The 13,790-nt window shown below is 67.3% G+C and carries 15 protein-coding genes and 2 pseudogenes; 5 read left to right on the top strand and 12 right to left on the bottom strand.

Annotated elements, in window-relative coordinates; all coding sequences use genetic code 11:
- Positions 1-18 precede the first annotated feature (18 nt).
- From ASG92_RS08180 to ASG92_RS08155, 6 genes and pseudogenes are all read right to left on the bottom strand, one after another.
- The gene (locus ASG92_RS08180; RefSeq protein ID WP_056626700.1) at positions 19-1,005 is read right to left on the bottom strand and encodes a glycerate kinase; all 987 of its coding nucleotides are present in this window, start codon (positions 1,003-1,005) and stop codon (positions 19-21) included.
- Positions 1,002-1,389: pseudogene (locus tag ASG92_RS08175) on the bottom strand (NAD(P)-dependent oxidoreductase); the annotation flags it as partial. The gene ASG92_RS08180 and the pseudogene ASG92_RS08175, both read right to left, overlap by 4 nt.
- 5 nt (positions 1,390-1,394) lie before the next feature.
- Positions 1,395-2,274, bottom strand: a pseudogene (locus ASG92_RS08170) (D-glycerate dehydrogenase).
- Between the two features lie 71 nt (positions 2,275-2,345).
- Positions 2,346-2,996, bottom strand: a complete 651-nt coding sequence (locus ASG92_RS08165; protein WP_056626699.1) for a dihydrofolate reductase family protein — start codon at positions 2,994-2,996, stop codon at positions 2,346-2,348.
- Positions 2,993-4,660 (bottom strand): DUF4389 domain-containing protein, encoded by a 1,668-nt coding sequence (locus ASG92_RS08160; protein WP_056626697.1) that lies wholly within the window; start codon positions 4,658-4,660, stop codon positions 2,993-2,995. The genes ASG92_RS08165 and ASG92_RS08160 overlap by 4 nt, the downstream gene beginning before the upstream one ends.
- Entirely contained in the window at positions 4,657-5,064 is a 408-nt protein-coding gene (locus ASG92_RS08155; RefSeq protein WP_056626695.1) for a hypothetical protein, read from the bottom strand. Before ASG92_RS08155 ends, ASG92_RS08160 begins: the two co-directional genes overlap by 4 nt.
- A gap of 239 nt (positions 5,065-5,303) precedes the next feature.
- Between ASG92_RS08155 and ASG92_RS08150 the strand changes: the two genes are divergently transcribed.
- Complete coding sequence (locus ASG92_RS08150) at positions 5,304-6,794, top strand: amidohydrolase family protein (RefSeq protein ID WP_056626693.1); 1,491 nt, start codon at positions 5,304-5,306, stop codon at positions 6,792-6,794.
- On the opposite strand, the gene ASG92_RS08145 is transcribed toward ASG92_RS08150, so the two are convergent.
- On the bottom strand, positions 6,791-7,300 hold the full coding sequence (locus ASG92_RS08145) for a hypothetical protein (protein WP_056626691.1): 510 nt from the start codon (positions 7,298-7,300) through the stop codon (positions 6,791-6,793). The genes ASG92_RS08150 and ASG92_RS08145 overlap by 4 nt on opposite strands.
- A 246-nt stretch (positions 7,301-7,546) precedes the next feature.
- Here ASG92_RS08145 and ASG92_RS08140 point away from each other — a divergent pair, with 246 nt between their 5' ends.
- A complete protein-coding gene (locus ASG92_RS08140) occupies positions 7,547-8,683 on the top strand; it encodes an IS701 family transposase (RefSeq protein ID WP_056626690.1) in 1,137 nt (378 codons plus the stop codon).
- A 357-nt stretch (positions 8,684-9,040) separates the two neighbouring features.
- Here the strand turns inward: ASG92_RS08140 and ASG92_RS08135 are convergent, their stop codons facing one another.
- Together ASG92_RS08135 and ASG92_RS08130 are read right to left on the bottom strand one after the other, a co-directional pair.
- Positions 9,041-10,105 (bottom strand): LLM class flavin-dependent oxidoreductase, encoded by a 1,065-nt coding sequence (locus tag ASG92_RS08135; RefSeq protein WP_056626689.1) that lies wholly within the window; start codon positions 10,103-10,105, stop codon positions 9,041-9,043.
- Positions 10,098-10,562 (bottom strand): hypothetical protein, encoded by a 465-nt coding sequence (locus ASG92_RS08130; protein WP_240987051.1) that lies wholly within the window; start codon positions 10,560-10,562, stop codon positions 10,098-10,100. Before ASG92_RS08130 ends, ASG92_RS08135 begins: the two co-directional genes overlap by 8 nt.
- Positions 10,563-10,576: 14 nt before the next feature.
- Between ASG92_RS08130 and ASG92_RS28200 the strand changes: the two genes are divergently transcribed.
- Both ASG92_RS28200 and ASG92_RS08125 read left to right on the top strand, forming a co-directional pair.
- Entirely contained in the window at positions 10,577-10,741 is a 165-nt protein-coding gene (locus ASG92_RS28200) for a hypothetical protein (protein ID WP_157372151.1), read from the top strand.
- Positions 10,742-10,837: 96 nt separating this feature from the next.
- Entirely contained in the window at positions 10,838-11,344 is a 507-nt protein-coding gene (locus ASG92_RS08125; protein WP_056626688.1) for a MarR family transcriptional regulator, read from the top strand.
- Between the two features lie 149 nt (positions 11,345-11,493).
- Here the strand turns inward: ASG92_RS08125 and ASG92_RS08120 are convergent, their stop codons facing one another.
- Both ASG92_RS08120 and ASG92_RS28195 read right to left on the bottom strand, forming a co-directional pair.
- Positions 11,494-11,799 (bottom strand): hypothetical protein, encoded by a 306-nt coding sequence (locus tag ASG92_RS08120; RefSeq protein ID WP_056626686.1) that lies wholly within the window; start codon positions 11,797-11,799, stop codon positions 11,494-11,496.
- Positions 11,772-12,047, bottom strand: coding sequence for a hypothetical protein (locus ASG92_RS28195; RefSeq protein ID WP_157372150.1), 276 nt, complete (start codon positions 12,045-12,047; stop codon positions 11,772-11,774). The genes ASG92_RS08120 and ASG92_RS28195 overlap by 28 nt, the downstream gene beginning before the upstream one ends.
- Positions 12,048-12,291: 244 nt before the next feature.
- Between ASG92_RS28195 and ASG92_RS08115 the strand changes: the two genes are divergently transcribed.
- A complete protein-coding gene (locus ASG92_RS08115) occupies positions 12,292-13,203 on the top strand; it encodes a helix-turn-helix transcriptional regulator (protein WP_056626684.1) in 912 nt (303 codons plus the stop codon).
- A 57-nt stretch (positions 13,204-13,260) separates the two neighbouring features.
- Here the strand turns inward: ASG92_RS08115 and ASG92_RS08110 are convergent, their stop codons facing one another.
- The gene (locus ASG92_RS08110) at positions 13,261-13,764 is read right to left on the bottom strand and encodes a MarR family transcriptional regulator (RefSeq protein ID WP_056626682.1); all 504 of its coding nucleotides are present in this window, start codon (positions 13,762-13,764) and stop codon (positions 13,261-13,263) included.
- Positions 13,765-13,790 lie beyond the last annotated feature (26 nt).

Below are 13,790 nucleotides of genomic sequence, written 5' to 3'. Positions count from 1 at the left end.
CCGGGAAACGCGGGCCGGCTAGTGCCGCCGGAGCTTCGAGTAGCCGGCCACCGACTTTCCGGCCGCCTGCATCTCAGCAGCATCGGTGGCTATGAGGATCTCCGTGAAGTGCTCTGCGTAGGCACCCAGGTCCGCCGCAACGGATCCCACGACGGCCACCACAGGGATGCGCCGGCCGGATTTCCGCACTCTTCCCAGGATGGCCGAGATGATCTTGCCCTCCCCGGTCTGGGAATCGAGGCGCCCCTCCCCGACCACGACGGCGTCGGCTGACTCCACGTGTTCGTCGAACTTTGCCGCGTCAAGGACAGCGTCCGCCCCGGACACAAGTTCTGCCCCGAAGTGTGCCCACAACCCGCCGGAGAGGCCGCCCGCCGCGCCGGTGCGCGGCACTCCCGCCGGGCTGCGGGGATATGAACCGGCAAGCAGGGCCAGGCGTTCTTCCAGGAGCCTGACGCTGTCCGGGTCGGCCCCTTTCTGGGGTCCGAAAACGCGGGGAGCATCAAGGAACGTCGTGGTCACATCGGAGAGTACCGTGATCCGGGCGCCGCGAAGTCCGCCGTGGTCGTGGATCGCCTGCACGGCGCCGGCTCCGCCGTCGGTGGTGGCCGAACCGCCGGCCGCCACCAGGATGTGCGTGGCACCGTGATTCACGGCGGCCGCGACCAGCATGCCGGTTCCGTAGGTGCTGGCCGATACTGCATCCAGGGGGCTCCTTGCCGCCGAGAGACCGCTGGCCTGGGCGACCTCGACGACGGCGGTTCCGTCCGCGGCGAGCCCAATGGTCGCGGACAGGGGCTCGCCAAAGGAATTCAGCACTTCCACCGTTACCGCCGACGTCTGGAGGCTGCGGCAGAGGACGTCGAACGTCCCCTCGCCCCCGTCGGCAACGGGCAGCTGGACGGCCCTGCCGCCGCCGTCCTTGATGCCGGCGCCGATTGCCGTGGCGACGTCCGCCGCCGAGTACGTCCCCTTGAAACTGTCCGGGGCAACCAGAATGGTCATGCTCCGGCGAGGTGGTTGACGGGGTGGGGAGGTATGCGGCCTTCGGCGATGGCGACGGCGTTGAGCGCGCTGAGCCGGGCCATTTCGCTGCGGACCGGCACGGTGGCGCTGCCCACGTGCGGCAGGAGGACCGTGTTGGGCAGTTGGGCCAGGCCGGGTGCCAGCGTCGGTTCGTCCTCGAAGACGTCCAGTCCGGCGCCGGCAATGACCCGGTTGCGGAGGGCGTACACGAGGGCGGCCTCGTCCACGATCGGCCCGCGGGCGGTGTTGATCAGGATGGCACCGGGTTTCATCCGCTCCAGCACGCCGGCGTCCACGAGGTGCCGGGTCTGGTCGTTGAGCGGCACGTGCAGGGACAGGAAGTCGCTGCGCTCCACGAGCCCGNGCCTTCATTCCGTCGCCGCGCTGAGCCGGGCCATTTCGCTGCGGACCGGCACGGTGGCGCTSCCCACGTGCGGCAGGAGGACCGTGTTGGGCAGTTGGGCCAGGCCGGGTGCCAGCGTCGGTTCGTCCTCGAAGACGTCCAGTCCGGCGCCGGCAATGACCCGGTTGCGGAGGGCGTACACGAGGGCGGCCTCGTCCACGATCGGCCCGCGGGCGGTGTTGATCAGGATGGCATCGGGTTTCATCCGCTCCAGCACGCCGGCGTCGACCAGGTGCCGGGTCTGGTCGTTGAGCGGCACGTGCAGGGACAGGAAGTCGCTGCGCTCCACGAGCCCGTCCCACGGGACCTGCCGGACCCTGCCCGCGAACTCGCCGAGTTCCGCCGCGCTGACGGGGCGGTCCCCCGGCGGCCGSGGCGMGAAGAGCACCTCCGGCCAGGCCCAGCACCGCGCCGGAGACGTCCCGGCCCAGCAGGAGCTCCGGTTCCCAGCCCAGGAACTTGCCGTCGCGGACCAGCCGGTCGGCCTCGAYCACGCGGCGGGCGGTGCCGAGGATGAGCAGCATGGCGATGTCCGCCGTCGCGTCCGTCAGSACGCCGGGGGTGTTGCCCACCAGGATGCCGTGGCGGGTGGCGGCGTCGACGTCGATGTTGTTGTACCCSACCGCGAAGTTGGACACGCCCCGCASGCGGGCGCCGGCCAGCAGCGGCGCGTCGATGACGTCGCGCAGCTGGGTGAGGACGACGTCGAAATCGCCCGAGGCGCACAGCGCCGCGAGGGTCCGGTAGTCCGGCGGTTCGGGCAGCACGGTGACCCGGCCGGCGTCGGACAGCAGTTGAAGTCCGGGTTCCGGAATGGCGGTGGTGACCAGGAAACTGTTGCCCACGCTCGGGGCTCCTCTCGCTGACGGGGTGGCTGCACCCACCCTATCGGCCCGATCCCAGGTGCGTGGGTGGCTCAGTCCCGGACTCTCTCCTGCCCGTCCCGCACTTCGAACTCCCCCACTTCCAGCTCGCCGGCACCGAACGCCGTGGGCAGGAGGGTCAGGTATGCGGCACCGGCCGACGTGGTCTTGCTTCCGGCCAGGGTGAATGCGGACGGCGCAGCCCCGGTTTCAAAGAGCCGCTTGCCCTGGCCAAGCACCAGCGGAAAGATGAGCAGCCGGTACTCGTCCACCAGGCCGGCGTCGTGCAGCGCGCGGGCAAGCCGGTGGCTGCCGTGGACCTGGAGTTCCCGGCCAGGGCCGGACTTGAGGTCGTCGATGGCCTCCAGGAAGTTGCCGGAGAGGATTGTGGTGTTGTTCCACGTGGCGTCCGTGAGGGTGTTCGAGACGACATACTTCGGCAGGCTGTTGAGCGCGGCAGCCACGGCGTTGCCCGGGTCCGTGACCTGCTCCCAGTAGGGTTGGAACATCTGGTACGTGGTGCGGCCCAGGAGGATGGCGTCGGCTTCGGCGAACCAGCCGTCCACGATCCTGCCCATGTCGTCGTCGTAGTGCGGGACCAGCCAGCCGCCGAATTCGAAGCCGCCGGACGGGTCCTCTTCCCTGCCGCCTGGCCCCTGCATAACGCCGTCGAGGGTCAGGAACGTGTTGACAGTGAGTTTCATGATGGGCCTTTCGGAAGAGTGCCGGTTTGGGCTTCTCCGGGATCGGCCGGGCCCATGTCGAGGCGGAACGGCGGATACTCGTCCCGCATGAGTGCCACGTAAGCGGCGACGCGGTAGACCCAGCGGTTCAGGCCGAGAAGCAGGTCAAAAAGGCTCCCGAGATATCTGCCCGTGAACAGCAGTATGACGCCGGCAATGAAGGCCAGGAGCGAGATCAGCGCAACGCCGCCGCCTGTTGAGTACCGGGCAGCGCCGCCCGCGAAGTCATCGTCTGACGCTGCCCAGCCGCGGGAATTGCTGGCGAGGATGGCCACTATCAGCAGGTGCGGGATGGCCAGCAGCCAGGACTTGACCAGCACCAGGCCGCGGGAGAGGTGGTCCGGGTAGTCGACGTCGAAGTCCGCCGGGTAGTCCGTGCGGGCCAGGGTGAAGGGCGGGTAGCGGTCGGTTCCGATCGCCGAGAAGGCGTAGAAGGACACCCGCCAGCTCCAGCGCAGGACGCCCACGTTGAAGTTGAACAGCGAGTGCGGATAGCGGGCAGTGAACAGGATCGCGAACCAGGCCACGATGGTGGTGACGATCAGGGCGAACCAGAGGAAGAACAGGACGATCAGGTGCGGGATGGCTAGGAACCACTTGACCAGCCACATCCAGCGGGACAGCGCCGGGTCCAGGTGCCCGCTGAGGCGCGCCGGGTACGGGACGTTGCCGAAGATGCCGACGCCGGCCGGCGGCACCGCGGTGCCGGGAGGCAGTCCGCCCGCACCGGCGCCCGGGACGCCGGGAGGCAGCCCGCCCGCACCGGCGCCCGGGACGCCCGGAGTCGGGGCGCCCGCGCCCGGGACGCCGGAAGTCGGGGTGCCCGGGGGGCCCGGGGGGCCCGCCGGGACTCCTGCGCTGCCCGGTGCGCCTGGGGCGGCCGCGCTGGCGAGCGGCGCGTGTGCGCCGGGGCCGGGAGGTCCCCCCGCCGGATAGTGCGGCGGCGGCCCGTGCCGTCCGAGTCCCGCGGCGCCGGCGACGATCAGCGGTACGCCGATGGCCAGGAGCACGATGCCCGAGATCAGCAGCCACAGGAAGAGCGGCCAGAGCAGCTCGGAGCGGACTCCGGCCTGGAGGTCCGCGGCAACGGGCGTGCTGGCGTCAGCGTTCATCACCACGAATGTCCAGCTGCCGGGCCGGACGTCCCACCTGAGTTCCTGGGTGCCGGTGCCTTCGGCTGAGGCGGCCCAGAAGCCCTGGCCGCCGGGGGCAGCCGGAGTCCTGGTGCCGGGGATTTCGCTGTAGTCGACCCTGAAGGGCCGGAGTTCAAGGTCCCTGATCTCTGACCTCTTGACGCCGTCGAGGTACCGGGCCGCGTCCTCCTGCGGGGCGACGCCGATGAAGATTCCCTTGCCCGGAGTGGCTGCGGCGCCGCGTAGGAGGATACTGCCCGCGATGTCTGGAGGAATGACGTTCGGCAGCCTTCCGCCCACCATGACGTCCAGGCCGGCGGAGGTGATGGCGTACGAGCCGACTTCGAACCGGTGCGTTTGCGTGGTGAAGTAGCCTTCGTCGCGCTGCTGGAAGTTGAGCCAGCCCACGCCAAATGCCCCGGCAAGCAGCCCCAGGCCCAGGAGGGCGGAGAGCGTGCCAAGGACGAGCATCACAATGCGGCCGGGTTTCATGCGTGCTCCTTGGGTCGGGCGCCGATGTGCGGATGGACGCCGTGGGGATGGGCGCCGTGCGTTTGCGCGCCGCGGGGATGCGCGCCGTGCGTTTGGGCGGCGGCGGGCCGCGGATCCAGGATGCTGAGCCGGCACGGATGCTCGGACGTTCCCTCGCCGCTGAGCTCTGTGAGCTGGGCAGGGTCATGGAGCGCCGTGATGGCTTCCTCCACGGCGCGCGCCCTGGTCAGGTCAAGGACGATTTCCCGGCCCGGCAGGAGGGTCCTGGCCCGGCGCGCGATGATGTACAGCGCCCTGATGTTGGCTGCGGTGACGGTTCCGCGCACTTCGATCCGGGCACGTTCCATGTTGGAATCGATGTGCACCAGGACCTTGAGCCGGTGGTGCGTTGCGGTGCGGTCCATCGCACTCACGTCCCCCCGGGCGGCTGCGGCAATGACACAGGAATTCCAGCGGCCCCGATGTAAAAGCTCATGCCGACGCCTCCCCCGACTTCGTTGTCAGATCCGTGTCACGTCCAGAATGCACCTTCTTATCTGCGCTGGGAAGAGGGCGTAATCACGCGTGCTGGGGGCGTGGAGTGCACCGCCGAATGAGTGCAGAGTGAATTGGCGAAGACGCGATCCGCCCCTAGCCTGTTCCTATGCTTTCCAGTGCAGCGGACCGTGCTTTGCCTGACATTGTGCTGGCTTCCGTGAGGCAGCCCGGCGACGCAGCCTTCTCCAACATTCACGTCCGCGGCGGCCTCGTGTCCCGGATCAGCGCCACGGACGAGCTGCCTCGGGGTGTCCATGTTGTGGACTTCGACGGGCGGTATGCCATCCCTGGCCTCTGGGACGAGCACGTCCACATGACGCAGTGGGCGCTTGCGGCCAACCGGATTGACCTCTCCCCGGCGGAGTCGGCGCGGGGCGCCGTGGACCTCGTTCGTTCCCGCATTTCCGGCGCCGGGCCGGACCTGACAGTGGTGGGGGTCGGCTTCCGTGATGCGGTGTGGGATGACGTCCCCGGACTGGAACTGCTCGACGCCGCGACCCAGGGCGTGCCGACGGCCCTGATCAGCCACGATCTTCACTGTGTGTGGCTGAACTCCGCGGCGGCCGAGCGCTACGGCGTCCGGCCCGATGAAGACGGCCTGCTCCGGGAGGACGCGGCGTTTGCGCTGACCCGCGAGCTGGGCCGCCTGCCCGATGACGTGGTGGACGGCTGGGTCAGCGCTGCTTCCGGCGAGGCCGCGGCCCGCGGAATCGTGGGTGTGGTCGACTTCGAGATGACCTGGAACCGCGACGTCTGGCTGCGCCGGATTGCCGGCGGCTTCGACGCGTTCCGGGTGGACGCAGGGGTCTATCCGGAGGACCTGGAACGTGCAGCAGCTGCGCGAATGCGGACCGGGCAACTGCTCGACGGCGGTGCGGGGCTGCTGAGCGTGGGCCCGCTAAAGGTGCTGATCGACGGGTCCCTCAACACCCGCACTGCGTACTGCGTGGATCCGTATCCACACGGCGGCCGCGGCATCCTGACGGTAAGCGAAACGGAGCTGCTGGCGCTGCTGGTGCGGGCCAAGGAGTCCGGATTCGTTCCGGCCGTTCATGCGATCGGCGACGCCGCCAACCAGGTGGCGCTGGACGCCTTCGCCGCAGCCGGCATCCGCGGGCGCGTCGAGCATGCCCAGTTTGTGCGCCACGAGGACTTCGTCCGTTTTGGCGAGCTGGGCCTGACGGCCAGCGTCCAGCCGGCCCACGCCCTCGACGACCGTGACGCCGCGGACGCCAACTGGGTCGGCCGCACCGACCGGGCCTTCCCGCTGCGTTCGCTGCTGGAAGCCGGAGCATCCCTTGCGCTCGGATCCGATGCGCCGGTGGCACCGCTGGATCCGTGGCTGGCAATGTCGGCGGCGGCCACCCGGTCCCGGCGGGACGGGCGCGGGCCGTGGCACCCGGAGCAGGCCATCACCCGCCAGGAGGCGCTCGTCGCCTCAACCCGGGGACGCGGGCGCATACGTGTCGGGGAAGCGGCGGACATTGCGGTGCTCGACGGCGATCCGCTGGCCGTGCCGGATTCGGTGTTCGCAGAAATGCCGGTCGCCGCAACGCTGGTGGCGGGCCGGTTCACGTACCGAGGCTCAGGCGTTTAGGCCCCTTTGACCCTGGCCTGGACGAGATTGGCGAACGGCAACCTGCCGTACAGCTCACGGAAATCAGCGTGGTACTTGGCTTCCGCTGGATTCACCTCGGCTGCCGGGAGCTCTTTCCAGGCGATCACCAGGGACTGCGAATCGGCGAGGTGCCAAATCAATCGGCCGTCCCAATGCCCCGGCGGCTTGCCCCTGCCGAAGTCGACGAACTCCTGTATTTGCCTGCGAAGTCCCCGGTTGCCCTTGCTTCCGGGGCCGGCCTTCCCCAGATACAGGACATCCGCATCGTCGATCCATTCCGCCACCAGGGCTGCCTCGCGCAGCGACGGGTCCTTCTTCTTGAATACTCCGGCCGTGCTCTTCGCCAGGAACCGCGGCTCAAAGCCTTCGGGCTTCAGCACCGCGAATATCCCGGGAGCCTGCGGGACCCTGGTGATTTCGAGCCTGGCGAGCGGCCGGAACCCGGCGAACCCGTCCGCTCGGAGCGATTGTTTGTTGATCGGCAATGGGTTCCTTACATTCACTGGACCCTGTCAACCGGGCGGACCGTTGAGCGGGTTCCCGAATATGGCCGGCCAATCCGGTAGGTCCGTTCATCCCCGCTGTGGAAGGCATTCATCGAGTGTAGTGGAGGAGCGGGCGTCGGGATCGGCCTAGTACTACAGTCGCGTTTAATTTAGGCTTCATCGGCGTTTTAACCGGACTTTCCGCTCGTGGCCTGTTAATCGTGGGTGGTGAGTGATGATATTTGTGTGGCGGACGTAGAAGAGTGGGCCGAAGGTCTGGAAGAAATCGGCGATCTTATTGGGCCGCGGTTTGTCCGGTCCGAACCACGGCGGAATGCTGTTGGGTATGTGCGCGGGCTGCTTTCGGATGAGGAACGCAAAAACTCCTGGACGCTGTCTGAACGCGCCGGGCACAGCACCCCGGATGGCATGCAACGGCTGCTCTCGACCACCGACTGGGACCCGGACGCTGTGCGGGATGACCTGTTCACATACGTCAACCGCCACCTGGGCGATCCCGACGGAATCCTGATCATCGACGAGACCGGATTCCTCAAGAAGGGCGCCGCCTCAGCCGGGGTCGCACGCCAGTATTCGGGCACCGCCGGGCGGGTGGAGAACTGCCAGATCGGGGTGTTCCTGACGTACTCCGCCCCGGCCGGGCGCACTCTGCTGGACCGGGAACTCTACCTGCCCAAAACCTGGGCCGATGACCGGGAAAGATGCGCCCGGGCCGGGATCCCCAAAACCAGGGAATTCGCCACGAAACCGGTACTGGCCGCGGACATGATCGACCGCGCCCTGGATGCCGGAATCCCTGCCCGCTGGGCCACCGGGGACGCGGTCTACGGCCAGCATTCGGGGCTGCGCCGCCGGCTGGAAGCCAGAGGTTTACACTACGTGCTGGCCGTTCCCATGAACCAAAACATCATCACCCCCACCGCCTGGCCGGGCGAGCAATGGCGCGCGGATAAACTCACCGCTTCCCTGCGCGCCAATGCCTGGCGGACCCGCACGGCCGGGGCCGGAACCAAGGGCGACCGCCGCTACTCCTGGGCACGGACCCGCATCAACGGACCCGCCGAAACCGGAGAACACTGGCTGCTGGCCCGCCGCTCCCTGAAGGACCCGACCGACCTGGCCTACTACATCTGCCACGGCCCCAACCGGGTCTCACTGGCCGAGCTGGTCCGGATCGCCGGCGCCCGCTGGGCGATCGAGGAAACCTTCCAAACCTCCAAGGGCGAAACGGGGCTGGACCACTACCAGGTCCGCCAATACACGGGCTGGTACCGGCACATCACCCTCTCCATGTTCGCCCAGGCCTTCCTGACCGTGATCCGCTCCAAAAAAGGGGCGCTGCCGCCGCAGACGGGGAACTGATCCGGCTCTCGCTGCCCGAAATCAGGCGGCTCCTCGTCCGGCTCGTCTGGCACCGCACCACCAGCCCGGACCACGTCTTGGAACACTCAACCTGGCGACGAAAACACCAACACCGCGCCCGATGCTGTCATTACAAGGCCCGCGGACACACCCCATAAACGCGACTGTAGTACTAGGGGGGGAATGGTCTCTGCGCTTAGCCTCGCTGAAAGAACTCGAACGGGGGCCGGAACCACCGGAAGGGTGCGGGCGGCTTCTGCTGCGCAACGCTCAGTACGCGCCCATCAGGCCTGGCTGGAGCCCGCGGCCCGGGATGTAGCGGATCAGCTGCCCCGGGACCATCCGCTGCTCGGGTGCCTACGCCATCATGTCGCGCACTAACGGACCCACTTGGGATCCGAAGAGCTCGATGCTGGTCATTATTTGGGACTGGTGCACCCCGGGCATGCCGTACTTCAGGTCAAAGCGGCTTGCCCCGAGTGTCTTGAGCGTCTCGGTGATTTTTCGGGCTACCGTTTCGGGCGAGCCCACGTAGAGTGCTCCGCCCGGGCCGACATCCCGGAGGAAGTTTTGCATCGTCGGGGGCCTGAATCCCCGCACCCTGGCGGCTTCAGCGAACGCGGTTTCATAGTGGGGCCAGAACTCTTCGATGGCGCGTTCGTCTGTGGCGGCAACGTGCCCGGGCGAATGCACGCCGACGGGGCGTTCGGGCTGACCGAACTCGGCCAGGGCCCGCTGGAACAGTCCGGCGAAAGGCGCAAAGCGTGCTGTTTCGCCGCCGATGATGGCAATCATGAGGGAGAAACCGTACCGTGCGGCGCGCACCACCGACTCCGGACTGCCGCCGACCCCGATCCAGACCGAGAGGTGACCCGACTCCGTACGGGGATAAATGGTCACTCCGTGCAGGGCGGCCCTGGTATTTCCGCTCCAGGTGACGGGCCTTTCCTTGAGCAGCTCGGCGAACAGGTTGACCTTCTCTTCAAACAGTTCGTCATAGTTATTGAGGTCGTATCCGAACAGCGGAAAGGATTCGGTGCTTGATCCTCGTCCGAGGATGACTTCGGCGCGGCCGTTGGACAGTGAGTCCAGGGTGGAATAGCGCTGGAATACCCGAACGGGGTCATCGGAACTGATGACCGTGACCGCGGATCCAAGGCGGATGCGTGAGGTGCGGGCCGCGATCGCGGCGAGAACGACGTCGCCGGCGGAGAGCGGAAAGGTTTCGGTATGGTGTTCGCCGATCCCGAAGTAGTCCACACCGGTCGCCTCGGCGAGCACACCCTCGTCGACGAGATTCCGGATGGTCTGGGCATCCGAAAGCCGCGTCCCGGAACCGTCGGTGTGGACGTCACCAAAAGTATCGAGCCCGAGCGTGATGGCCGGGTTGTGTACCTCAGGGTCCACCGGGTATTCAGTCATCGTTGTGACGCTTTCGGCCTTGGACGGCCCCGGGTTGCCGGGTTGCATCTCCAGGCTTGGGCTTGCGGTCCAGCACGAGGGCCGCGGCAATCCCGAGCATCCAGATGTCCTTTGCGAGCCCGGTTCCCTGCGGGCTGGGGCGGATGCCGTCCTCCAGCGTCATGCCGGGCGTCCTGAGGTACATGGTGAACAGGGACCCGGAGAAGATCCCGAGACCGAAACCGGCCAGGCGGCTGGGCACGAAGGGTGTCAGCAGTGCCGCGCCCAGCATCATTTCCGCGTAGCTGAGCATCTTGCCGAACTTCTCGGCGTCGATTCTGCTGACCGTCGGAATAACCCTGGCTGCCATGGCCCGAAGGCCCGCCGCACTGTCTTTGTCCAGCTTACGTTTTCCCCACCCGGTATTCAGGATGAATGCTCCCGTGGTCAGGCGGAGAGGGATGTTGTTGAGTAGCATGGTCGACTCCTTTCATGAAAAATCGTCATAGTTCGGCCCGGGGCCAGGCCTTCACGCGTTCCCCTGACGCCGAGGACCTTACGGTCGCGGCAAATGAGCCCGTGGCGGGCGGCGGCGTCGGCCAAGTCAGGGACGGTGTGGGCCGTGTTCCCGATGTTTGCCGCGAACGCCTCGGCTGAATGCCCTGTCGAGGCCGAGTTGGACTTCACTCATGAGACGGCCCTCATCACCGCTCCCAAGGTGCTTGCGATTGCAAATACCTGTGGAGTTAACTGGTGGACGTGCACGAAAATTCCACCCCCGACGTGGCCGCCCTCTTCGACCGGCTTGTCGAGGGCTCGCTGCCGGGGCGGCGCGGGGAGCCGGCTTGGAGGGCTTTGCTGCAGGCGCACGCGACCCTCATGCGCCAGCTCGACACCGACCTCAGAGCGAACACCGGCCTGCGCCTCGCCGACTTCGACGTATTGGCTCAGCTCGCAGACGCGGGCGGTCAGCTCCGGATGACGGAACTCGCCGCCCGCGCACTCCTCTCACGTTCGGGGTTGACCCGCCGCGTGGCGAGGTTGGTTGAAGAGGGTCTGGTAGGTCGAGCCAGCGCCTCTGAAGACGGGCGCGGCGTGGTTGTCACGTTGACCGACGCCGGTATCGCGCGGTTGACCGAAACAGTGCCGGCCCACCTGCACGACGTGTCCAAACTTTTTGTCGAACGGCTCGACGATCAGGAACTGAACGTTCTCGAGACCGCTCTGGGGAAAGTCATCGTCCACTGCACGTTCGGCTGAGGACACGAGCGAGTGAGCAGAGCTGCCAGGGCATCTTGGCCATGTGGTCCCGCCCTGCTACCCGGCGCAGGTCGCGGGCCCATTCAGACCCGGCGGCGTGGCGGCGGACCGCCGCCACTCTACCGATATCGTGTGTGGGTGCGCGGGCGTCAGATCTCTTCCTCCAGGACGAGGAGACCGATCCCGTCCCCGGCGTGCACGATCCGCCGGCCGCCGCCCCCGGCCAGCCAGACCCAGACGGTGCCCCCATCTGCCGTCACCATGTCCAGCCAGCCCCGGGCAATGACGCGGCCTTGGCTGACAAGGCCCACGTAGCTACCTACCAGGAGCTGTACCAGCAGCGGCGAGCTGAGGACCTCGATCCCGCCAGGTATTGGAACATGGTCCTCCCCCCGAACGGCGTTTGTGGTGACCGGGGGCTCCCCCGTCACCAGCTGCGTGATCTGGTTTTGCATTGTGGGACGGCAGGGCTGAGGGCGGCCGCGCTCAGGTATCGGGGTCCGGTTTCAGTTCTCGGTTCAGGCTCAATTGCCCAGGCAGCCTGGTGCAGAATATTCGCCAGCCGTCCCTTCAGGCGGGCCAGCCGTCTGCGCGTGCGCCCGGTGAGTCGTGGCGCCACTACGGGCGCATCCGGCAACGCACTGCGGGCTTCGTGGTTGATGGTGTTGATGGCGTAGGCGGCCATCGCCAGGGAAAATTCCATGGTTCTCTTCTTGTCTTGTCATCGAACGTGGACGGGCTGGTAGGCCGCATCACGGTTGCTCTGCTGGGGGTAGCCTGCACGGGTAAGTCCGGTGGGAACCGGATTTCGTGGTGGTGGCTACGAAATAGACGCTATGCGGTGCGGGAGGCCATGTCAGCAGGCGTGCCATTCCCTGCTTTTCCTAGGACTGGCTGTCCTACCTTCGGCGTAGAACGGGGGGCGGCGGCCGTGCACAATGGAAGACATGGGTCAGAGCGCGGAGTTCGGAAAATTCCTGAAGGTAATGCGCTCACGCATGACCCCAGAGCAGGCTGGAATTCCATCGGGTCCGGGTGCCCGGCGGGTACCCGGACTGCGACGCGAAGAAATTGCACTACTGGCCGACGTCAGCACCGACTATTACACCAGGCTGGAGCAGGGCCGGAACATCCACCCCTCCCGGGCGGTGCTGAATTCCGTTGCTCGCGCACTGAACCTGGATCCGGGCGAACAGGCCCACATGCTCGACCTGCTGGAAAACTGCGCGACGTCCCGGCGTTCACACATTCCCGCACAGGCCGTGCGGCCCGCGCTGCGCCAGCTCCTGGATGCTGCCGGGAATGTGCCCGCCCTTATCCTGGGCCGCCGCGCCGACGTCCTTGCCGGAAACCGGCTGGCTTTCCTCCTGCTTGCCGACTTCCCCGCCATGCCCGCGGCCGAGCGTAACCTCACCCGCTGGATCCTCCTCGATCCGCTCGCACGCGAGCTCTTCAGCGACTGGAAAGCTGTCGCCTCCGACGCAGTCGGAAGCCTTCGCGTGGACATCGGGCGGCACCCCGACGACGGCGGGTCCAACCAGCTCGTCGGCGAACTCGCAGTGCAAAGCGAACACTTCCGCCGCTGGTGGGCCGGACACCGCGTGGCCACGGCATCCGCCGGCACCGTCCGACTGCGCCACCCCGTCGTCGGAGACTTGGAATTGAACGTCGAAAACCTCGTTCTGCCCGATGACCCAGATCAGGTGCTGCGCATGTTCTCCGCGAAACCGGGCTCTCCCTCGGCCGATTCCCTCACGTTGCTCGGCAGCTATGGTGCCCCGGCTGCGGGCGCCCCGGAACCCACTCGGGCTAGAGAAAACACCAACAATTCCGACGCCACCCGGGCCCCTGACATCTGACGGCATCCCACAGGGGCCACGCACGGAACCCGTGAGCAGAGTACCGGCGCGGTGGTCTTAACTCGCGTCTCCGGTCACTCTGCGGGTGGTTCTATCCACGCTCATGTCCCGATGAAGCTCCGTGTCGAGCGCGTGGGCGCTGGCCAACCTTGACAGCAGGCTCTCGAGCTGCGCAGACTCCTCGCGGGTGAGCGGGGCCAGGAGCTCGGCTTCATGCCGTTCGGCGACCCCGCGCAGCGTGCCCAGCGCTTTCGTACCCTCGGCCGTCAGCCGAAGCTCGTAGTTCCGCCGGTCGGCGCGGCTGCGCACGCGCGCGACGAGGCCTCGCGTTTCCAGCGAGTCGATGAGTGGAACAACCCGGCTCGGCACCGCTCCCAGACGGTCCGCGAGGGACCGCTGGCTCAGCCCGGGGGTACGGCCCAGCAAGCGGAGTACGCCCGCGTCGCTCGGGGTCAGCCCGAGCTCGCGTGTGCGCTCGGCAAAGCGTGCCGATGCCAGCGCCCCAAGTTGGGACAGCAGGAAAGCGGTTCGCTTCGACCGTGACGGATCCGGTGAGTCCATCCCTCAATATTATGCTATTGACAGAA

The sequence above is a fragment of the Arthrobacter sp. Soil736 genome, assembly GCF_001428005.1.
Classification (GTDB): Bacteria; Actinomycetota; Actinomycetes; order Actinomycetales; family Micrococcaceae; genus Arthrobacter.
Note: the sequence above shows the minus strand (reverse complement) of the source record. Positions and strands in the feature narration are given on the sequence as shown.